Here is a 20494-nt window from a genome sequence, read left to right on the forward strand (position 1 = left end):
CCGCCTACATTGTCCTCATGTCGACGAAGACCCTGCGGTGGCTGGCCGCGCCGGCGGTGGCGGGACTGCTCGCCGCCGCCGGCCTGATCCTGTTCAACCCGCTCACCGACGCGGGAGCCGAACCGGGAGCCGGGCCGGGGGCCGAATCGGGAGCCGGGCCGGGGGCCGCCGGAAGCGCGAGCGTGCTCCCACGTACCGTCCGCAATGTCATCTTCATCAACGGCGACGGTATGGGAGCCGCCCACCGGGAGGCCGCCCGCCTGTTCTACGCGGGTCCGCGCGGCACTCTGACGATGGACGGTTTCCCGGTTTCCGGGCGGCTCACCACCAGCCCGGACGACCCGGCCAAGATCGTCACCGACTCGGCGGCCGGGGCCAGCGCCTGGGCGACCGGGGTGGCCACCTACAACGGGGCGATCAGTGTCGACCCGGACGGCAACGCTCTGCCCGCGCTCGGTGCGCAGGCCAAGAAGGCCGGACGGGCGACCGGGCTGGTCACCACCGCCCAGGTCACCGACGCCACCCCGGCCGCGTTCTTCGCCAACGCCAAGGACCGGGCGGCTCAGGACGACATCGCCCGGCAGTACCTGGAGAAGTCGAAACCGGACGTGATCCTGGGCGGCGGCGAGGACTGGTGGCTGCCGGCCGGTAAAGCGGGCGCGCACCGCGACAAACCGGCCGAGGACCCGGCGGAGGGCAGCCGCGGTACGAAGGGTGATCTGCTCGCCAAGGCGCAGCAGAACGGCTATCAATACGTATCAACACGGGCTCAACTCAACGCTGTCAAGCCCGGCAAGCTGCTCGGCCTCTTCGCCAATCAGGAGATGTTCCAGCAGAACCCGGAGGGTCAGGGTGACGTCTACCAGCCGGTGGTCAGCCTCGCCGACATGACCCGGACCGCCCTGACCGGTCTGTCCGCCGACCCGGACGGCTTCTTCCTGTTGGTCGAGGAGGAGGCGGTCGACGAGTTCGCACACGACGACAACGGTAAGCGTGTCCTGCAGGCGATGGGGGAGCTGGAGAAGGCGGTCGCGGTCGCCAAGGCGTTCGCCGCCAACCACCCGGACACCCTGGTCATCGTCACCGGCGACCACGAGACCGGCGGCCTGGCCATCGAGGATCACGCGGGCGACGGCGACGGCCCGTTCCCGGTGAAGGGCACCGAGCTCCAGTTCTGGATCGACTGGACCACCAAGGCCCACACCGGGCAGAGCGTGCCGATCACCGCTTACGGGCCGCTCGCGGAGAAGTTCAACGGGCAGCACCCCAACACGTACGTGCACGAGGTGTTGCAGCCGCTGCTCACGAACTGACCGGACGGGTGGAACCGCGGGCCCGCAGCGTGGTCGCGGCGATGTGGTGCCGGGGATCGGCTCGCCCGGCGAGTCGTTCCAGGAGCATCGACGCGGCCTGCCGGCCCATCTCCACACCCTGCTGGTCGATCGAGGTCAGGTCGATCAGCGGGTGCGCGGCCAGGTCGGTGTCGTCGTAACCGGCCACCGACACCCGGTCGCGGTGCCCGGTCTCGGTGACGCGGGCCAGCACCTCGACGGCGATGTCGTCGTGACCGGCGAAGATCGCGGTCGGCGGGTCGGGCAGGGCGAGCAGCCGGTCGGTGGCGGCCCGGGTCTCGGCCCGGCTGGTCTGCGGGCGGCGGGCCACCTCGATCAGGCTCTCCAGCCCGGCTTCGGTCATGCACGTCCGATAGACCTCGAGGCGGATCGCGTGGGGGGTGCCGGAGCTGTGCCGGGTCACCGACTCGGTCTCGGTCAGGTGCGCGATCCGGCGGTGACCGAGCGTGAACAGATGGTCCATCACGGCGCGGGTACCCGCGTGGTCGTCGCCGACCACCGTGTCGTACCCGGCCGGGTCGTCGTGCCGGCCCAGCATCACCACCGGGACCCGGCTGGCCAGGTCTTCCAGCCAGGCCGGGTCGACCAGTGGGGAGACCGCGATGATGCCGTCGACGATGCCGTCGGCGAGGGATTCGATGGCGCTGTACTCGATGCCCTCGGCCGGGGTGAGCATCAGCTGGTAAGGGGTGCCGGCGACGGCGAGTTTCGCGCCCTCGACGATCTGGTTCATGAACGCGCTGAGGTACGGGATCTCCAGGCCGAGCCGGTAGCTGGCGCCGCGCATGGCGCGCGCGGCGACGCTGGGCCGGTAACCGAGTTCCCCGATGGCGGCCTCGACCCGCTCGCGCATGCCGGGGCTGACCCCGTAGGCGTTGCGGATCACCTTCGACACCGCGGCCCGCGACACGCCCGCCGTCTGCGCTACGTCACTGATCGTGACGGCGCGGCCCTTAGTGATCGACATGATCCTCACTGTAGACCGTTCTCCACCGCCGTGAGCAGCGGGTTGGCACTCCTTGAAACGTTTCGAGACAGCTCTTGTGTGGCTCGCGTAGATCGGTCTACTGTGACGGCCATCTCCTCTGGAGACCGATCTACAAACATGTGCGAAACCGGAGGTTCATATGAGGAAACTCGGTGCGACCGCATTTCTCGCCGGAGCGCTCTGCCTGTCGGGCTGCAGCGCCGGCTCCTTGGGTTCGAGTGACGACGCCGCCGCGGGCAAGACCCCGATAACCTTCCTGACCAACAACGACCCGTCGAACGTCAAGGTCGCCGAAGCGATGATCGCCGCGTTCGAGGCCGAGAACGCCGACGTCGACGTCAAGCTGGACACCCGGCCGCAGGGCAGCGAGGGCGACAACCTCGTCAAGACCCGCCTGGCCACCGGCGACATGGCCGACGTCTTCGAATACAACTCCGGCTCGCTGCTGCAGGCGATCGCCCCGCAGACCAACCTCACCCCGGTCACCGGCGAGGCCTGGGTCGGCGACCTGGACACCGTGTTCAAGCAGGTGGTCACGGTGAACAGCGAGGTCTACGGCTCGCCGTGGGGCCCGGCGGTCGGCGGCGGCATCTTCTACAACAAGCCGCTCTACACCAAGCTCGGCCTGCAGGTCCCCAAGACCTGGGCCGACTTCATGGCCAACAACGCCAAGATCAAGGCGGCCGGTGTCGCCCCGGTCCAGCAGACCTACAGTGAGTCCTGGACCTCCCAGGTCCTGGTACTCGCCGACTTCCACAACGTCGCCGCCGCCGTGCCGGCCTTCGCCGACGACTACACCGCCAACAAGGCGAAGTACGCCACCACACCCGCCGCCCAGGCCGGGTTCCAGCACCTGGAGGAACTGGAGAAGGCCGGGTACTGGAACTCCGACTACGCGTCGGCCAAGTACAACGACGGGCTCGCCGCTGTCGCCACCGGCAAGGCCGGCCACTACCCGATGATCACCTTCGGCGTCCCGGCGCTGGACACCGCCGCTCCGGACAACGTCGACGACGTCGGGTTCTTCGCCCTGCCCGGCACCGACGCGAGCAAGAACGGCGTCACCCTGTGGGAGCCGTCCGGCATCTACATCCCCAAGAGCACCGAGGGTGACAAGCTGGCCGCCGCCAAGAAGTTCCAGGCGTTCGTCGCCTCCGCCGACGGCTGCACCGCCTACGGCAGCGCCGCCCCGGTCGGCGGCCCGTTCGTGGTCAAGTCCTGCACGCTGCCGGCCGACGTGGCCCCGGCGGTCAAGGACCTGAGCGCGTACGTCGACGCCGGTCAGGCCAGCCCCGCGCTGGAGTTCCTGTCCCCGATCAAGGGCCCGGCCCTGGAGCAGATCACCGTCGAGGTCGGTTCCGGGATCCGGTCCGCTGCCGACGCCGCGAAACTCTACGACGAGGACGTCAAGAAGCAGGCCCAGCAGCTCGGCATCCAGGGCTGGTGACCGTGACCATCACCGACGTGACGGGGCGCCAGAAGAGCCCCTACCCGTACTGGTTCCTGATCCCCGGGGGCCTGGTCTTCACCGTCTTCTTCCTCGTCCCGTCGGTGATGGCGTTCTGGTTCAGCCTCACCCGGTGGACCCTGTTCGACCAGGAGTTCATCGGGCTCGACAACTACGCGCAGTTCTTCCGGGAACCCGCGCTCGCCTCCGGACTGTGGCACACCCTCGTCTACGCGACCGTCACCTCGGGACTGAAAGTGATCCTCGGGATGGCCCTGGCGGTGCTGCTCACCGGGCCGATCCTGGGCCGTGGCTTCATGCGCTCGGTGGCCTTCTTCCCCGTACTCGTCAGCACGATCGGTGTGGGGTTGACTTTTCAAGTGTTGATGCATCCCACCGAGGGCGTCATCAATCAACTGTTGAGCTGGATCGGCATCACCGGCCCGGCGTGGCTGGTCGACCCGGACTGGGCGCTGCTGTCGGTGGCGTTCGTCGACGTCTGGCAGGGGGTCGGCCTGGCCACCGTCATCTACATGGCCGGCATCCTGTCGATCCCGGGGGAGTACTTCGAAGCCGCCCGCGTCGACGGGGCCGGCGCCTGGCACCGGTTCCGCAACATCACCCTGCCGCTGGCGAAACCGGCGACCGTGTCGGTGATCCTGCTGTCGCTGATCGGCGGGCTGCGCAAGTTCGACCTGATCTGGGCGATGACCAAAGGCGGACCCGGGTTCACCTCCGACGTGATGGCGTCGGTGATCTACAAGCAGTACCAGGCCGGCTTCTACGGGCTCTCCACCGCCGGAAACGTCGTCCTCTTCCTGCTGGTGATCCTGATCGCGCTCCCGTTGTTCTGGTTCTTCAACCGAAAGGACGAGACCGCGTGAGTACGCGTACCAAAGCCAGCTATCCGCTCAGCGGTCTCGCGATCGTCGTGTTCGGTGTGGTCTTCCTGCTGCCGTTCGCGTTCATCCTGCTCACCGCCGGCAAGACCCAGCAGGAGTCGGCGGCCCTGGACTTCTCCTGGCCCACGCGATGGGCGCTGGTGGAGAACTTCACCGCCGTCATCGAGGCCCGCGACTACCTGCTGATCATCGCGTTCATCAACAGCACGATCCTCACCGTGGCCAGCGTGTCCGCGGTGGCGGTGCTCGCCGCGATGGCCGGCTTCGTGCTCCAGCGCCGTCAGAACCGCTGGACCAGAGCGGTCAACCTGATCATCCTCTCCGGGCTGGTGCTGCCGCCCGCGGTGGTCCCGACGATCTGGGTGCTGCAGAAGCTCGGACTGTTCAAGACGATGCCGGGCCTGATCCTGGTCGAGATCGCGTACGCGATGGCGTTCTGTGTCCTGCTCTTCCAAGCTTTCATCGCGGGAATCCCGAAGGAGATGGACGAGGCGGCGACCATCGACGGCGCCGGCCCGCTCAGCCTCTTCTTCCGGGTGGTGCTGCCGCTGCTGCGGCCGATCATCGTGACCGTCGTGGTGGTGCAGACGGTGTTCATCTGGAACGACTTCGCCAGCCCGCTCTACTTCCTGCCCGGCGACGAGAACGCCACCGTCCAGTTGACGCTCTTCAACTTCCAGGGCCAGTACACCAACTCCTACAACCTCCTGTTCATGGACATCCTGCTGATCACGGTGCCGCCGCTGGTCATGTTCATGATCTTCCAGCGCCAGATCGTGTCCGGCATGACCGCCGGCTCGGTGAAAGGTTGACCCCCATGCACGGTCGTCTCATCACCCCCGTCACCGAGCTGGGCAGCGCCCCGGTCTTCCGCACCGAGTTCCCGGTGGACTCGCCGGTCTCCCGGGCCACCCTGCGGATCAGCAGCCTCGGCGTGCACGAGGCGCGGATCAACGGCACACCGGTCGGCGACGACGTCCTCAGCCCCGGGTGGACTTCTTACGAACACCGGCTGCGGTACGTCACTCATGACGTCACCGGTCTGTTGAGCTCGCAGAACGTGCTGACCGTGCTCGTCGGCAACGGCTGGTACCGCGGGCGGCTCGGATTCATGGGCGGGCGGGCCTTCTACGGCGACCGGCTCGGGGTCATCGCCGAACTGTCGATTCTCTACACCGACGGCACCCGTCAATTGATCGTCACCGACGAGACGTGGACCGCCGACAACTCCGACGTCATCGCCGACGACCTCTACCACGGGCAGACCATCGACGCCCGGCTGCGGACCGAACAGCGCACGTGGCGCCTCGCGGTCCGCGAACTCGCCTTCGACAAGTCACTGCTCACCCCGTACATCGGGCCGGTGGTCACCCGGCAGGAGGTCGTCGCTCCGGTGCGGGTCTGGGAGTCGCCGACCGGGCGGACCCTGATCGATTTCGGGCAGAACCTGGTCGGCTGGCTCCGCTTCACCGTCACCGGCCCGGCCGGCTCGGAGATCCGCATCCGGCACGCCGAGGTCATCGAGAACGGCGAACTCGGCACCCGCCCCCTGCGCGACGCCCAGGCCACCGACCGGTTCATCCTCAGCGGCGGCTCCGACTTCTTCGAGCCGACCCTGACATTCCACGGCTTCCGGTACGCGGAGGTCACCGGCTGGCCGTCAGGTGTTCCGCTGTCGCTGGAAGCCGTCGTCGTCCATTCGGATCTGCGCCGCACCGGCACTTTCGAATGCTCCGACGAACTGCTCAACCAACTGCACCGCAACGTCGTGTGGAGCACGCGCGGGAACTTCCTGGACCTGCCCACCGACTGCCCGCAACGCAACGAACGGCTCGGCTGGACCGGCGACCTCGCCGTCTTCGCGCCGACCGCCGCCTACCTGTTCGACACCTCGGGGTTCCTCGCCGACTGGCTCGCCGACCTGGCCGCCGAACAGCTGGCCGCCGACGGTCTCGTGCCGTTCGTCATTCCGGACGTCCTCAAGTACCAGGGCAGTCCGCCGGACTTCCCCGACCCGGACAGTACGGCCTTCTGGTCCGACGCGGCCGTCTGGGTTCCCTGGACCCTCTGGCAGGCCTACGGCGATCGTACGATCCTCGAAAGTCAGTATCCGTCGATGACCGCGCACGTCCGGCGGGTCCGGACACTGCTGTCACCGTCCGGCGTGTGGGACGCGTCGTTCCAGTTCGGGGACTGGCTCGACCCGGACGCCCCGGCGGACAACCCGGCCAAGGCCAAGGCCGACCCGGGCGTCGTCGCAACCGCCGCCTACCACCGGTCACTCACCCTGGTGGCCGAGACCGCCGCGCTGCTGGGCCACGATGACGACGAGGCCGAGTTCACCGCCCTGGCGGCCCGTACCCGCGAGGCGTTCAACACCCAGTACGTCACCGCTGACGGCATGATCCACTCCGACTGCACCACCGCGTACACCCTTGCCATCGCCTTCGATCTTCTCGACCCCGCACTGCAGACGCTGGCCGGGCAGCGGCTGTCGGCACTCGTCGCGGACAGCGGCTACCGAGTCTCCACCGGATTCGCCGGAACGCCATACATCACCGACGCGCTGACCAGAACCGGGCACCTCGACGACGCCTACCGCCTGCTGACGGAACAAGGGTGCCCGTCGTGGCTCTATCCGGTGACGATGGGGGCCACCACCGTCTGGGAGCGGTGGGACTCGATGCTGCCCGACGGGACGATCAACCCGGGGGAGATGACCAGCTTCAACCACTACGCGCTCGGGGCGGTGGCGGACTGGATGCACCGCACCATCGGAGGGATCAGCGCGCTGGAGCCCGGCTACTCGCGGGTGCGGATCGCGCCCCGGCCCGGCGGCGGTCTGACCTGGGCCCGCGCCGGCCTGGACACCCGGCACGGCCGGATCGAGGTGTCCTGGCAGCTCACCGCCGACGGCGCGGTCACCGCCGACGTGACCCTGCCGGAGGGCGTGACCGGCGTGCTGTCCCTGCCCGGTCAGCCGGACGCGGAACTCAGCCCCGGCACCACCTTCCGCTAAGAGCAACCTTTGGTTGCGCATGGCGCCTCGGCTGGAGTAACGTGATGCGCAACCAAAGGTTGCAGGAGGATCTCATGGAGTACGGGACAATCGAGCGCTCGATCTACGTCGACGCGGCGCCGGAGATCGTGTTCGAGGTGGTCAGCAAGCCCGAGCACGTCAAGCGGTGGTGGCCGGACGAGGCGGTCTATCCGGTGGAGCCGGGCGGGTCCGGGCACATCGCTTTCGGCTCGGACAGCGCTTCCTGCGCTTCCGGCCCCGGCGTCAAGGTCGAGCAGTTCACGGTGGTCGATGTGCGCCCGCCCCGGTCGTTCTCGTTCCGATGGAACCACGCCGAGGGGGAGCCCGCCGCGCCGGGCAACTCCTACCTGGTCGAGTTCGACCTGATGCCGCAGGGCGACGGGACGCTGCTGCGGATGACCGAGTCCGGCTTCCGGGATCGGGGCTGGGGCGAGGCACTTGCCGAGCAGAACTACCGGGACCACGAGAACGGCTGGGACCATTTCCTGCCACGCCTGTCCCCCTATGTCGCGTCCCTGCACGTCACACCGTGATAGTCGACGACGACCTCTGGCAGGCGATCGGCGATCCGACCCGGCGCCGGATGCTCGATCTGCTGCTCGCCGACAACGGCAACGGCACCGCCACCTCGCTGGGTCACCGCCTTTCGGTGACCCGGCAGGGCGTCGCCAAACACCTGACCGTTCTGGAGCGCGCCGGCCTGGTCCACAGTCTCCCGTCCGGCCGGGAGCGCCGTTACCGGGTCGACGACGGTCGACTGGCCCGAGCGGTGGCCCAGCTGTCCTCGGTCGGCGCTTCCTGGGACGCCCGCCTCCAGCGGATCAGATCCCTCGCCGAGCAGATCAATCGCCAGGTCCAGAAGGAGTCGCCGCTCCACAAGGAACCGCCGCCCCAATGAGACGGTGCCGGTGCCGGTGCCAACGACCTGGTCACTGCGTCTCGCGCGCTGATCGGGGCCGGCGCCGGCTGTGTCTCGGTGACTCACGGCAGCAAGGGTGCCCTGGTGGTGACTGCCGAGGAGACGATCAGCGTCCCGGCCTTCCGGGTTGACGTCGTCGACACCACCGGTTGCGGTGACGCGTTCTCGGCGGGTTTCATCCTCGGCCGGGCCCAGGGCCGAACCCTGCGCGACGCCGCCCTGCTCGGCTGCGCCACCGCGGCCCAGGTCGCGCAGGGCCTGGGCACCGACGCGGGCTCCTACGACCTCGCCATCGTCGACGACTTCGCATCCCGGACCCCGGCCCGCGAAACCGTCACCGCCGAGTAGGCGGAGCTGACCGGGCCCGGTCGGTCAGCTGCGGTTGACCTCCAGGGAACCGATGCCGCCGGTGGCGTCGATGTCCAAGGCCGGGCCGGTGGTCAGGTTGGTGGTGCCCAGGACTGTTTCGGGGGCGGTGCCGCCGTTCGCCCGGCCGTACAGGGTCACGTTGCCGGCTCCGGCGCGGATGAACACGCGGGTGGGGACTCGGGTGGCGGTGCTGATGGTCCAGGTGCCGACGCCGCCGGTCATCCGGATCGGGACCACGCCGGCCAGGCGGCCGAGGACCAGGTTCATCGACTCGGCGCCGCCGTCGAGGTCGATCCGGGACACCGTACCGGCGATGCTGTTGAAGTTGAGGGTTTTGACCCCGGCGCCGAGACGCAGGTGCCAGATGATGCTGCGGCTCAGGCGGATCTCGACCTCGCCCGCGTCGGCGCCGCCGGGTTTCACGTCGACTCTCAGCACGCCGCCGGAGAACGTGACGTCGGCGTCGACCGGGGCGCCCGACGCGGAGGTGACCTGGTAGTTCTCGCCGTCCAGGTCCATGATCCGCACCGACAGGACGGTGACGCCGGAGACGAACTCCAGGCGCGCCCTCTTGATCGTCGCGGGTGGGCTGGTCTGCGACGGTGACGCGGCGACGGCGGTGGTGGTCGGCGGCAGCGAGAAGGAGAACGACGGGGACGGCGACGCGACCGGCAGCGGTTCCAGCGGGATGACGTCCGTCGGTGCGGCCACCGGGCGGTCGGTGACCTCCGAGATCGCGAGCGGGCGGGCCAGCAGCACCGTCCCGAAGACGACGAGCAGCGCCGTCATCCCGGTGAGGATGACCGGGCGCTGCGACCACGGGCGGCCCCGGAGTTCGGTGGGCTGATCGTCGTGAGCGACGCTGTACGCGTTCGGCGGCAGCAGGCCCTGCCAGTTGCTCTGCGGCGGGGCGTCCGGCCAGTAGTCGGAGATCTCCGGCCAGGCTATCCGTGGCTGCTCCGAGTGGTTCCGGTGCCTTCCGACCGGCTTGATGTAGCCGGCGATCCGCAGCTCGGTGGGCAGCTGGCCGTCGTCCACTCGCGTCTCCTCAGGGGCGCGGGGAACCGTTTCAAAACGGTTCATTGATGGCGATTCATGAGGAGAGTACGGGTGCGAAGGGTTTTGATCAATTGACCGGCGCCCACCGTTGTTCGCGGGCGACCGGCCTCACCTGTTGGGAATCGGCGAGTGATCTCACAGCGCATCCGGCGGTGTGCGGGGTGTCAAGGTGGGCGGATTACGATGGCGTCGACGTCCGAAGCAGGTTCACCGCTGCACGCTGCCCGAGGCGGACCAGCACGAAAACAGCCTTGGAGATCCGCGTGACCAGTGCCGATCTGACTGCCGCCCTGCGCCGGGCCGGGATCACCGACATCCTCACCGATGCCGCGCACCGGTCGGCGTACTCGAGTGACGCGTCCCTCTACCGGGTGGTTCCGCAGGCGATCGTGCGGCCGCGGCACGACGACGACGTGCTGGCCGCGCTGGCGGTGTCCCGGGAGCTGGGGGTGCCGATCACGGCCCGTGGCGCGGGGACGTCGGTGGCCGGTAACGCGATCGGGTCGGGGCTGATCCTCGACTTCAGCAGGCACATGAACAAGGTTCTCGACGTCGACGGCGAAGCTCGCACCGCCCGGGTGCAGGCCGGGACCGTGCAGTCGGTGCTCCAGGCGGCGGCCAAACCGTACGGGCTGCGGTTCGGCCCCGACCCGTCGACGCACACCCGCTGCACCATCGGCGGCATGATCGGCAACAACTCGTGCGGGGCGCGGACCCTGGGTTACGGGCGGACCTCGGACAACACCGTCGGGCTGCGGGCCTACACCATCGAGGGTGAGGAGCTGCTCACCAATCCCCTCAAAGGGGCCGAAGCGGTCGTTTCGTCGTTGCGGAACGTGATCGGTGAGCATCTCGCCATCGGCCGCACCGAGTTCGCCACCTTCGGCCGCCAGGTCTCCGGATACGCCGTCGAGCACCTGCTGCCGGAGAACGGGTTCAACCTCACCGAGTTCCTGGTCGGCAGCGAGGGCACCCTCGCGGTGCTCACCGAGGCGACGGTCCGGCTGGTCGCCGACCCGGTGCACCGGACGATGATCGTGCTCGGTTACCCCGATTTCGGTACGGCCGGTGACATCATCCCGAAGATCCTGGAGTTCAAACCGACCGCCTGCGAAGGCCTCGACCACCGGATCTGTGACGTCGTGCGGTCCCGCCGCGGCCCGGACGCGGTGCCGCCGCTGCCCGCCGGAACCGCCTGGCTGATGATCGAGATCGCCGGTGACGACCCGGACGAGGTCCGCTCACGCGTGGACGGCCTGGTCGCTGCGGCCGAGGCCGTCGACCACCGGATCGTCGAGGACGTCGCCGAGGCGGCCCCACTGTGGAAGATCCGGGAGGACGGCGCCGGTCTGGCCGGCCGGGCCCCGAGTGGCCGGCCCGCGCACGCCGGCTGGGAGGACGCCGCGGTGCCGCCCGCCCGGATCGGCGCCTACCTGCGGGACTTCGACGCGCTGGCCACCCGGCACGGGCTGTCGAACATGCCGTACGGCCACCTCGGCGACGGCTGTGTGCACGTCCGCCTGGACTTCCCGCTGGACAAACCGGACGGGCCGGCACTGTTCCGGGCGTTCCTCGAAGACGCCGCCGACCTGGTCGTCAGTTACGGCGGGTCACTGTCCGGCGAACACGGCGACGGCCGGGCCCGCTCCGAACTGCTGAGCCGCATGTACTCGCCCGACGCGATGAACCTGTTCCGGCAGATCAAAGGAGTCTTCGACCCGCGCAATCTGCTCAACCCGGGAAACATCGTCGATCCCGATCCGGTCGACGCCAACATCCGCGTCTCCCAGGCCCGCAAGGTCACCGTCCCGCTCGCACTGGCCTACCACTCCGACGGGGGGGACTTCAACCAGGCTGTCCACCGTTGTACGGGGGTCGGAAAGTGCCGCGTCGACACCTCGGTGCTCGGTGGGGTGATGTGCCCGTCGTTCCTGGCCACCAAGGACGAGAAGGATTCGACTCGGGGGCGGGCCCGGGTACTGCAGGAGATGCTGGACGGAGAATTGGCTCCGGATTGGCGCTCACCGGCCGTACACGATGCGCTTGATCTGTGTTTGTCGTGTAAGGGTTGTGCGTCGGACTGCCCGACCGGTATCGATATGGCGGCCTACAAGTCCGAGGTGATTCACCAGAGTTATAAAGGGCGGGTGCGCCCTCGGTCGCATTATTCGCTCGGGTGGTTGCCACGGTGGTCACGATTGGCTTCGAAGATGCCGGCGTTGGCGAACTTGGCTACTGGATTGCCCGGTATTCGTGGGCTGGCGTTGTGGGTGGCCGGTGTCGACAAGCGCCGAAACATCCCGACTTTTGCGCCTTCGACGTTCAGGTCTACATTCAAGCCGATCTCAGTGGGTAAACCGGTCGTCTTGTTCGTGGACAGCTTCACCGACCACTTCTCGCCGGAGATCGCCCGCGCTGCCGTGGACGTGCTGGTCGACGCCGGGTATGCGCCACAGATCGCCAGCCGGAAAGCCTGCTGCGGCCTCACCTGGATCTCCACCGGCCAGCTCGACGCGGCCCGCCGCATCCTCGGCGCCACCGTCGCTGAGCTGCACGAATCGGTCAAGCAAGGCATTCCGATCGTCGGCTTGGAACCGTCCTGCACCGGGGTGCTCCGCCAGGACGCCGTCGAGCTGGTCGACAACGAGGCCGCCGCCGCCGTGGCAGCCGCGACCATGACGGTGGCTGAACTGCTCGCCGCCACTCCCGATTACACCCCACCATCATTGGCGGGCGTACGGGTGATCGCGCAACCGCACTGCCACCACCATGCCGTGATGGGCTGGGACGCCGACGCCAAACTGTTGAAGAAAGCCGGAGCCACCGTCAAGCGCCTCGGCGGCTGCTGTGGTCTGGCCGGCAACTTCGGCGTCGAACGCGGCCATTACGAGGTTTCGGTGGCGGTGGCCGAACAGCAGTTGCTGCCCGCGTTGGAGAAGGCGGAAGAGGGCGACATCTTCCTCGCCGACGGTTTCTCCTGCCGAACCCAGGCCGACGATCTGGCCGGCGTCTCCGGAGTCCACCTGGTCCAGCTACTCCAGGAACGCATCGGCCGCTGAGCGATGACGGCTCTGGTCATTCTTCGCGGAAACTCCGGAAGCGGAAAGACGACGACGGCTCGGGAGGCGCGGCGGCGTTACGGGCGCGGTTGCGCCCTCATCGAGCAGGACCATCTGCGCCGCGTCGTACTCCGGGAACACGGCGGCAACGGTGCTGACGCGGTCGCGCCCGGATTCATCGTGGGAACGGCGCGTGCCGCCCTCGACGCCGGCTATCACGTGATCCTGGAAGGCATTCTGCACACCGGACAGTACGGCGACCCGCTGCGGCGTCTCGTCGAGGACGTGCCCGCGACCTGCTTCTATCTGGACGTGTCGTTCGAGGAGACGGTCCGGCGTCACGCACTGCGTGCCGAACCGATCCCGGTGACCGCGGAGACGATGCGCGGCTGGTACACGGAACGGGACCTGCTCGGCGTACCCCACGAGGTGGTGATCCCGGAATCCACCACCTTCGAGGAAACCGTGACCACCGTGCTGAACTTGAGCGGCCTCACCAATACCGAGCCACAGACGCCGTGCCCCACTCGCTGCCGTCGCTGCCAGGAAAGGGCTCCGTGAGTTGCCGGTGCGGTTCTCGGCGACTGAAGTAAACTTCGGGCGCGGCAAATGCGTCGGGCATGACGCGCGAAACGTGATCTCTGGCGGAGGGTCTGTCGGTGTACCTGCAACGCCTGCGCGTCCAAGGGGTGCGTGGTTTTCACGGCTCACGGACCATCGACCTCGAATTCGGGCGCGACCGCTTCCACGGTTTCACCGTCGTCGCCGGCCGTAACGGGTCAGGGAAGACGACTCTTCTTCGTGCTGCGGCAACGGCTCTGGCTGGGCCCGAGGTGGCGAACAGTCTCACCGAGGGCGACCGCGACTGGGTCAGTCACGGAGAAACACGCGCGACGGTGAAGGCTGACATCGTGAGCCCGGCAGACGTCTTCACGGCCGCGCTCAAATGGGAGCAGACCGAGGGTGCCCGAGCCCGGCCCCAAGCCGACACCGGTGACGGAGCCGACGGCAAGGTGGCAGAGCGATCGTTGTGGTCGCCGAGACCGACCGGTTGGTTCGCCGCGGGATACGGCCCGTTCCGGCGCCTGGCCGGCACGAGTGGCGAGGTCGCCCGGCTGATGGCCGGCGATTGGACCACGGCCCGATTCGCCACCCTGTTCCGGGAAGAAGCGTCACTCGCCGAGACTGTGCAGTGGCTTCAGCAGGTCAATTATCGGGCTCGTTCCGGATTCTCCAGCTACGCCGAGCTTGAGGAGCGGGTCATCGCGCTCCTCAACGACGGGCTGTTCCCCGACGGATACATCGTCGACCGGGTCGATCCGGACGGTCTGTGGATCACGAGGTCTTCGGGTTCGCCCATCCGCATCGATGAGATGAGCGATGGCTACCGCACGGTGACCGCGCTGATCACCGACATCGTGCGCCAGATCAACGATTGTTTCGACACGAGGATCGAGTGGACCGGCGACAGGCAGCCGGTCATCAGTACATCCGGCGTCGTCCTGATCGATGAGATCGACGTACACCTGCACGTTTCGTGGCAGAAGCGGATAGCTCCCTGGCTCCTCAAGCACTTCCCGTACATACAGTTCATCGTCACGAGCCACAGCCCGTACATCTGCCAGAGCGCCTCGCCCGGCGGCTTGATCCAACTGCCGGGGCCGGAGGACGACTTCCCGCCGCGTGTCGCCAGCGACGCCCTCTTCCGTCGCGTGGTGAACGGAAGCGGCGACGACGCTGTACTGACTGACCTGTTCGGACTGGATTCGCCCTACTCCGAACGTGTCGACGACCTGCGAGCCGTGCTCACCGAACTCGAACGGCTGGCGATCCGGGGCCAAGCGGGTACGGAAGATCTCGCCAGACTGGCGGCATTGTCCGAGGCTCTCTCGCCATCGCCCGGCAGCCGGGTACGCGACGTCCTGGGGGACGACGTTTGATCCCCATTGCCCGCGGCTCACTTCCGGCCGGTCTCTCCACACGCATGGCCCAGGCGACCGCGAAAATCGCTGCCAGCGCTGTTCCGAAGAACACCGCTCGGGAGAAGTGGCAGAATGCGACCGTCACACGCCAGGATCTCAAGAAGCAGCTCCTGACCATGTGCGCCCGGCCCTCGTTCTGCATGTACTGCTACGAAAGCCGCGGCACCGACGTCGACCACTTCACTCCCATCATTCACGATCCGTTGCAGACCTTCGACTGGGACAACCACATCCTCGCCTGTGGATTCTGCAATCAGCAGGCCAAGAAAGAGACGTTTCCGCTCGACGCGGCAGGACACCCGCTGCTGTTGGACCCCAGCGTCGCCGACTTCGCCGACCATATGACAATGGCCAGTACAGGGGAGTTCATCGATCTCACGCCGCAGGGCCGGGAGACGATCGACGTGCTCGGACTCAACGCGCGTAGCGAACTTGTCGACGCGCGGCACCGCTCGTGGCGGGGAGTCCTCCGCGTGTTCAGGGAGGCGGCGACGGCTCAGCGCCCGCTCGACGCTGACGACGTCGAGGACCTGCGGTTCCTGCCTGTCGTCGACGCGTTCCACCACTTCGCGCACGACATCCGCACCGGCCGGCTCGCCGCCAAAGCGGTCGAACCGGCGCTGGCCAGATACGCACTGCAAAGTCTTCCCGCGATCCAGGCGATCTTTCCTCGCTGTAATCTGTGACAGTTTCTTCTGCGTGGCGAACAGTGCCGCATAGGAGTCGCCCGATGATCGAAAATTCACGATTTGACGACTTTATTGTTCTCAGTCCCGAGAAGTTCGTTCTCCTCGATGCGTCACGTCGTATCCGGGAAGAATATCCCGAACGACAGTTCCGGCTCCTGTTGAGTCTGATGATTTCGGTGGCCGAAAGACGGCACCCGCCGATATGTTCCAGCGATGGAGGAACGTCAGCGCTACCGCTACGTTGGCCCCGACGAGATCCGTGACTCGCCGGCCGGGACCGTGGCCATGGACATCATCACCACGGCGGACCTTCGGTCATGGATGAATGCGCAGCAGCACGACCCTGACGAAATGGTCACCTTCATCGTGACCGTCGCGGGAACGCTGCGTGTGGCCCCTCGCCGAAGTGAGCACGTCGCCTGCGCTCGCGGAAACGACGTGCTGGCCGCCGGTGAGATGACTTTCGGCAGGTCCGAGTTCGGATGGTCGGTGACCGAGGTGACCAACCAATCCACCGGCTACTGCGCCGACCCGGATTGCTGGCCCGCGGTCGCCGCCGCCCTGAACCGTGCCGATATAGGCCATCCGGGCGCTTTCACGTACCAGGTGGTGTTCCGCCGCTGCCCATCCTGCAACGAACGCAACATCGTCCACGAGCACGACTTCACCTGCGCCCTCTGCGAGCAGCCTCTCCCACTCCACTGGAACTTTCCCGTCGTCTGAAATCGCGACGCACCTCTCCCCATCCATTTCCGATCAGACATTCTCGCCAGGAAAGCCATCGATTCCTGCTTCTGGGAAGGCTGATGGTGAACCTGGACCGAAGGTGGGGCCGGCGGGCGGTGGGCCCGGCGACAATGGCTGCATGAGTTCGGGTGAGGAACGCACGATGACCGAGGACGGGCGGTACCTGATCGTTTCCGGGCGGCGGTGGCGGGCCACTGATCCGGGTATTCCCGCGGCGCTTCGGCAGGAACTCGTTGACGAGCTGATGGACGCCCGCCGGCTTGTTCGGCGGGATCCGGAGACGGCTCGGCCGCGGGTTCAGGACGCCAAAGTGGCGCTCGGGGAACGCGGTGATCCCTGGTGGGAACCGACGACTGGCGGGCAGCGGGTACGGCTGGCCGCGGCGATCCGGGTGCTGCTGCGGCACCGCCGTCCCGATGCCACCATCTGCCCCAGCGACGCGGCCCGGGTCGTCGGCGGGGAGTCGTGGCGTGACCTGGTGGACGCGGCCCGAGAGGTGGCTGCCGAACTGGCGCAACAGGGAGACATCGTTGTCCGCCAGCACGGTGCCGACGTCGACGTGGCGACCGCGGCCGGGCCTGTTCGGTTGGCTCGCGGCCCGGGCTGGGGAGACGCCGCGCCCTGACCCGGCCGCAGGTGCGGCCGGCGGCCGCACAGGTTCGGTTGACCGGGTGCCTACGCTCGGTCGAGTGGAACGGGAACCTGTGCTGCGTGGACTGGCGGAGAACCCGGCGGTGCCGGTCGACGTACTGATGGAGCTGCTCCGGGAATGGCCGGAACCGGTCGCCGCAGGTCTGGTCGCGCGCGCCGACCTGCCCTCGGCGGTGCAGGAGCAGTTGGCGGGGCACGGTTCGTGGCGGGTGCGGGTGGCCGTCGCGCGGTACCCGCGGTTGGATCCGGTTCTGCGGGATCGGCTGCTCGGTGACCCGGACCGCCGGGTGCGGGCCGGTGTGTTCGGGACCCGTGATCAGCAGCCGCCACTGCCGGAGGAAACCCTGACGCGGGCCATGACGGGTGTGCTCGACCAGCCGGACGATCCGCTGTTCACGCCGGAGGAGCTTTTCGGGGAACTGCTCTGGGCGGACTGGAATCGGGTCTTCCTTGCCGGGCGGCACCCGGACCCGCGGGTGCGCAAGTTCGCTGCGGTCCATGCCTGGCACGATGATCTGCGGCAGCTACTGACCGATCCGGATTATCGGGTGGCGGAGATTGCGGCCGCCTCCGTCGCGGAGCACGAGCGGATCATGCAACCCGCCGACCTGCCCCGCCACCACTGCCACGCCACCTGGAACGTGCTGCAGCGGCCGCTGTCGCCAGCTCTCGCCCAGCAGATCGCGGCCTCCGGCGACCTGGTGGCCGTCCGGTACTTCACCAGGAACGCGACCATCCCGCCGCACCTGGTCGACGCCCTCTCGCGACATGCGGACGCCGAGGTCCGGGCCGGTGTCGCCGCCCGCACGGACCTGACCGCCGAGCAGGTCGCCGCCTTGGCCGCCGATCCTGACGACGACGTTCGCACCGTGATCTCTACTCACGCGTACCTGACCGAAAATGAACAGGCAATCCTGGCCGGCCGCGCCGACCTCGACCCGTACCTGGTCCGGTCGTGGGCGCAGTCGGCGAACCCGCGACTGCGCCGCCGGGCGGCCGAACACCCGGCCCTGCCCACCGAGATGATCCCGATCCTCGCCGCGGACCCCGATGCGGCGGTACGCGCGAACCTGGCCCTGCACCAGCCCGCCGCTCCCGGCGAACTGCTGCTGAGCTGCTACCTCGACGGCCGGCACCGCTCCCGGCTGCTCGCGCTCCCGCAGTTCCCGCACACCGGCCTGGCCCACTTCGCCGACCATCCCGATCATCTGATGCGATGCCTGGTCGCCCGCGATCCCGGCACCGATCCGACGGTGATCGACAATCTGACCAGAGACCCCGATTCTTCGGTACGCCGGACGATGGCCCGCTGTCCCCGTCTCCCCGCAGGCCGCGTCACCGCCTTGCTCGACGATCCGGAACTGGCCGAACACGCCGCCGCGAACCCGGCCCTCGACTGGCGGTCAGTGCTGGCGGCGTACGGAGGGATCAGTCAGTGGTGAAGCGGGCGTCGCCCCACACGGCTCGGCCGCTGCCGCCGACGCCGCCGGTTTTCTCGGCGGTGATGACGAGCTGGATCTGGCTCCGGCCGGTGACGGGGATGTCCAGTTCCTTGGTCTCCTGCATGGTCAAGAGGTTGCCCGAGCCGACCTGATCGCCGTCCAGATACACGCGGAAATTGACTTTCGCGCCGGGCTTCGACGACGTGTCGATGCCGATCGTGGCGCGGAAATGGTTCCAGCCGTCCTCGATGGTGTAGACGACCTTCTTCTCCGAGTCGAAACTGTTTATCGAGGACGTGATGCTGCTGGTGAAATCGCTGGTGGACTTGCCGTCGTAAAGCGTGGCGGACTGGGACCGCGGATCTCCGTCGACCGGTTCCAGGTTGGAGAGATAGACGGCTGGCTCAGCACTGGAAGGAGTACTGGACGCGGCGTCGGAAGGAGAAATAGCGGCGGTGGACGCTGAGGGCGAGGTGGTGGTGATCGCGGGGGCCGGTGCCGCGGCCGGTTCGTCGCGGAACGGGTTGATGTCGTTGGCCAGCGCCACTGCCGAGATGACGCCCGTGACGACGGCTATCGCGGTGCCGATCACCCACCGGCGTGTCTCGGGCGACTTCTGGTCGGGCGATTCGGGATTGGACAACGGCACGACTCCGATCGGGGCGAGCGATGGCCGGAACGCCGGTCGGCGTTCACCCTAGTGTCGTTGTCACCGCTCGGATACCGGCCGAACCTGCCGCGACGGTCAGTGTCAGGAGCCCATGCGGGCGCTCGCGGCGACGGTTTCCTCGGTTTCCAGGCGACGGCGTTTCTCGTACGCGGTGAAAGCCGTTGTGGGGTCGTCGTGCTCGCTCAGGGCCGTGGCCAGGGCGACCGCGTCCTCGATGGCCATCGACGCGCCCTGGGCGGCGGCCGGGACCGCGGCGTGGGCGGCGTCGCCGGTCAGCACCATCCGGGCGCCGTGCCAGTGCGGGGTGGTCGGGATGTCGTAGGAGTCGCCGCCGACGACTGTCGTGCCGGCGGCCGCGATCAGGTCGTGCGCCGGGGTGCTGTCGTCGCGGCACGCCGACAGGGCCAGGTCACGCCACTGGCCGGGGCTCAGTCCGGCGGCCGGCTGCGGGCCGCGCAAGCGGGCGAACCACCAGGTCCGGCCGTCGCCGCCGGGCACGGTCAAGCCGAAGAACGCCTGGCCGCCGCGGATCATGTAGTACTCGTCGAGGTCGAGACCGGCCGGATTGCCGGGCGTGTAGCCGTAGACGACGTGCTGCCCGGAGTAACGCGGTTCGGGCGCGGCGGGGTCGATGAGCCGGCGGGTCCGGGAGTGGATGCCGTCCGCGCCGACCAGCACGTCCCCGGTGACCGTGCCGCCGTCGTCGAAGGTGACCTCGACGCCGTCAGCACCGGTGGTGGCCCCGGTCATCCGCCGGCCGTGGTGCACCGGGATGCCCCGGGCGACCGCGAGTTGCTGCAGCGCCCGGTACAGCGCGGCCCGCGTCAGTGACCGGGACGGGGCGTCGATCGGCCGGTGCCCGAGCCGCTGCCCTTCGGTGTCGAGCAGCGTCACGGTCCGGGCCGGGTACGACACCGCGTCCACCGCTTCGGCCGCACCGATCTCGGCGAGCCCGGCCATCCCGTTCGGCATCACGGTCAGGAACGCGCCGGCATCCGCCCCACGGGACGGGTGCGCCTCGTACACCTCGGCCTCGATACCGGCTTTCGACAGTGCGAGCGCCGTCGCGGTCCCCGCGACACCACCCCCGGCGATGATCACTCTGCGGATGGCCATGCCCCCATCCTGCCCGACACTCCATTTCGTACGCGGCCCGCGCTCAGCGTCGTCGATTCCGC

General features: G+C 68.2%; 19 protein-coding genes and 1 pseudogene. 16 read left to right on the forward strand and 4 right to left on the reverse strand.

Annotated elements, in window-relative coordinates; translation table 11 throughout:
- The first annotated feature begins 17 nt into the window (after nt 1–17).
- Nucleotides 18–1313, forward strand: coding sequence for an alkaline phosphatase (locus BLU81_RS05725; RefSeq protein WP_092542296.1), 1296 nt, complete (start codon nt 18–20; stop codon nt 1311–1313).
- On the opposite strand, the gene BLU81_RS05730 is transcribed toward BLU81_RS05725, so the two are convergent.
- Nucleotides 1303–2319 (reverse strand): LacI family DNA-binding transcriptional regulator, encoded by a 1017-nt coding sequence (locus BLU81_RS05730; protein ID WP_092542298.1) that lies wholly within the window; start codon nt 2317–2319, stop codon nt 1303–1305. The genes BLU81_RS05725 and BLU81_RS05730 overlap by 11 nt on opposite strands.
- Before the next feature lie 160 nt (nt 2320–2479).
- Here BLU81_RS05730 and BLU81_RS05735 point away from each other — a divergent pair, with 160 nt between their 5' ends.
- From BLU81_RS05735 to BLU81_RS05765, 7 genes are all read left to right on the forward strand, one after another.
- Nucleotides 2480–3787 carry an ABC transporter substrate-binding protein gene (locus tag BLU81_RS05735; RefSeq protein ID WP_092542300.1) on the forward strand — a complete coding sequence of 436 codons (1308 nt, stop codon included), beginning with the start codon at nt 2480–2482 and terminating at the stop codon, nt 3785–3787.
- Nucleotides 3784–4671, forward strand: coding sequence for a carbohydrate ABC transporter permease (locus BLU81_RS05740; protein WP_231954204.1), 888 nt, complete (start codon nt 3784–3786; stop codon nt 4669–4671). The genes BLU81_RS05735 and BLU81_RS05740 overlap by 4 nt, the downstream gene beginning before the upstream one ends.
- On the forward strand, nt 4668–5501 hold the full coding sequence (locus tag BLU81_RS05745) for a carbohydrate ABC transporter permease (RefSeq protein ID WP_092542304.1): 834 nt from the start codon (nt 4668–4670) through the stop codon (nt 5499–5501). Before BLU81_RS05740 ends, BLU81_RS05745 begins: the two co-directional genes overlap by 4 nt.
- A gap of 5 nt (nt 5502–5506) precedes the next feature.
- Entirely contained in the window at nt 5507–7708 is a 2202-nt protein-coding gene (locus BLU81_RS05750; protein ID WP_092542306.1) for an alpha-L-rhamnosidase, read from the forward strand.
- A 74-nt stretch (nt 7709–7782) separates the two neighbouring features.
- Nucleotides 7783–8262 carry an SRPBCC family protein gene (locus tag BLU81_RS05755; protein WP_092556632.1) on the forward strand — a complete coding sequence of 160 codons (480 nt, stop codon included), beginning with the start codon at nt 7783–7785 and terminating at the stop codon, nt 8260–8262.
- The gene (locus BLU81_RS05760; RefSeq protein ID WP_269460993.1) at nt 8259–8627 is read left to right on the forward strand and encodes an ArsR/SmtB family transcription factor; all 369 of its coding nucleotides are present in this window, start codon (nt 8259–8261) and stop codon (nt 8625–8627) included. Before BLU81_RS05755 ends, BLU81_RS05760 begins: the two co-directional genes overlap by 4 nt.
- Before the next feature lie 27 nt (nt 8628–8654).
- Nucleotides 8655–8996: a carbohydrate kinase family protein gene (locus tag BLU81_RS05765; RefSeq protein ID WP_092542308.1), complete on the forward strand. Its 342-nt coding sequence runs from the start codon at nt 8655–8657 to the stop codon at nt 8994–8996.
- Nucleotides 8997–9020: 24 nt separating this feature from the next.
- Here BLU81_RS05765 and BLU81_RS05770 read toward each other — a convergent pair whose 3' ends face one another.
- Nucleotides 9021–10055, reverse strand: coding sequence for a hypothetical protein (locus tag BLU81_RS05770; protein WP_092542310.1), 1035 nt, complete (start codon nt 10053–10055; stop codon nt 9021–9023).
- A gap of 284 nt (nt 10056–10339) precedes the next feature.
- On the opposite strand from BLU81_RS05770, the gene BLU81_RS05775 reads away from it, so the two are divergent.
- From BLU81_RS05775 to BLU81_RS05805, 8 genes and pseudogenes are all read left to right on the forward strand, one after another.
- Nucleotides 10340–13135: an FAD-binding and (Fe-S)-binding domain-containing protein gene (locus BLU81_RS05775; RefSeq protein ID WP_231954205.1), complete on the forward strand. Its 2796-nt coding sequence runs from the start codon at nt 10340–10342 to the stop codon at nt 13133–13135.
- A 3-nt stretch (nt 13136–13138) separates the two neighbouring features.
- Nucleotides 13139–13696 carry an AAA family ATPase gene (locus BLU81_RS05780; RefSeq protein ID WP_092542312.1) on the forward strand — a complete coding sequence of 186 codons (558 nt, stop codon included), beginning with the start codon at nt 13139–13141 and terminating at the stop codon, nt 13694–13696.
- Between the two features lie 98 nt (nt 13697–13794).
- Nucleotides 13795–13956, forward strand: a pseudogene (locus BLU81_RS51935) (AAA family ATPase); the annotation flags it as partial.
- 297 nt (nt 13957–14253) lie between these two features.
- A complete protein-coding gene (locus BLU81_RS50285) occupies nt 14254–15075 on the forward strand; it encodes an AAA family ATPase (protein ID WP_231954207.1) in 822 nt (273 codons plus the stop codon).
- Nucleotides 15072–15803, forward strand: coding sequence for an HNH endonuclease family protein (locus BLU81_RS05790; protein WP_157751297.1), 732 nt, complete (start codon nt 15072–15074; stop codon nt 15801–15803). Before BLU81_RS50285 ends, BLU81_RS05790 begins: the two co-directional genes overlap by 4 nt.
- A gap of 216 nt (nt 15804–16019) precedes the next feature.
- Complete coding sequence (locus BLU81_RS05795) at nt 16020–16529, forward strand: hypothetical protein (RefSeq protein ID WP_092542318.1); 510 nt, start codon at nt 16020–16022, stop codon at nt 16527–16529.
- A gap of 142 nt (nt 16530–16671) precedes the next feature.
- Nucleotides 16672–17178 carry a DUF3253 domain-containing protein gene (locus BLU81_RS05800; RefSeq protein ID WP_092542320.1) on the forward strand — a complete coding sequence of 169 codons (507 nt, stop codon included), beginning with the start codon at nt 16672–16674 and terminating at the stop codon, nt 17176–17178.
- Nucleotides 17179–17242: 64 nt separating this feature from the next.
- On the forward strand, nt 17243–18646 hold the full coding sequence (locus BLU81_RS05805; RefSeq protein ID WP_231954209.1) for a hypothetical protein: 1404 nt from the start codon (nt 17243–17245) through the stop codon (nt 18644–18646).
- Here the strand turns inward: BLU81_RS05805 and BLU81_RS05810 are convergent.
- Entirely contained in the window at nt 18633–19289 is a 657-nt protein-coding gene (locus BLU81_RS05810) for an NPCBM/NEW2 domain-containing protein (protein ID WP_157751299.1), read from the reverse strand. The two genes, BLU81_RS05805 and BLU81_RS05810, sit on opposite strands and share 14 nt — an antisense overlap.
- Nucleotides 19290–19397: 108 nt before the next feature.
- Complete coding sequence (locus tag BLU81_RS05815; protein ID WP_092556641.1) at nt 19398–20426, reverse strand: FAD-dependent monooxygenase; 1029 nt, start codon at nt 20424–20426, stop codon at nt 19398–19400.
- Nucleotides 20427–20494: the final 68 nt, after the last annotated feature.

Source organism: Actinoplanes derwentensis (assembly GCF_900104725.1).
GTDB lineage: Bacteria > Actinomycetota > Actinomycetes > Mycobacteriales > Micromonosporaceae > Actinoplanes > Actinoplanes derwentensis.

What these genes read in the sequence shown, in the direction of transcription:
- BLU81_RS05730 (WP_092542298.1), bottom strand. Translation starts at nt 2,319, where the DNA reads ATGTCGATCACTAAGGGCCGCGCCGTCACGATCAGTGACGTAGCGCAG.
- BLU81_RS05750 (WP_092542306.1), top strand. Translation starts at nt 5,507, where the DNA reads ATGCACGGTCGTCTCATCACCCCCGTCACCGAGCTGGGCAGCGCCCCG.
- BLU81_RS05795 (WP_092542318.1), top strand. Translation starts at nt 16,020, where the DNA reads ATGGAGGAACGTCAGCGCTACCGCTACGTTGGCCCCGACGAGATCCGT.
- BLU81_RS05780 (WP_092542312.1), top strand. Translation starts at nt 13,139, where the DNA reads ATGACGGCTCTGGTCATTCTTCGCGGAAACTCCGGAAGCGGAAAGACG.
- BLU81_RS05725 (WP_092542296.1), top strand. Translation starts at nt 18, where the DNA reads ATGTCGACGAAGACCCTGCGGTGGCTGGCCGCGCCGGCGGTGGCGGGA.
- BLU81_RS05755 (WP_092556632.1), top strand. Translation starts at nt 7,783, where the DNA reads ATGGAGTACGGGACAATCGAGCGCTCGATCTACGTCGACGCGGCGCCG.
- BLU81_RS05800 (WP_092542320.1), top strand. Translation starts at nt 16,672, where the DNA reads ATGAGTTCGGGTGAGGAACGCACGATGACCGAGGACGGGCGGTACCTG.
- BLU81_RS50285 (WP_231954207.1), top strand. Translation starts at nt 14,254, where the DNA reads ATGGCCGGCGATTGGACCACGGCCCGATTCGCCACCCTGTTCCGGGAA.
- BLU81_RS05735 (WP_092542300.1), top strand. Translation starts at nt 2,480, where the DNA reads ATGAGGAAACTCGGTGCGACCGCATTTCTCGCCGGAGCGCTCTGCCTG.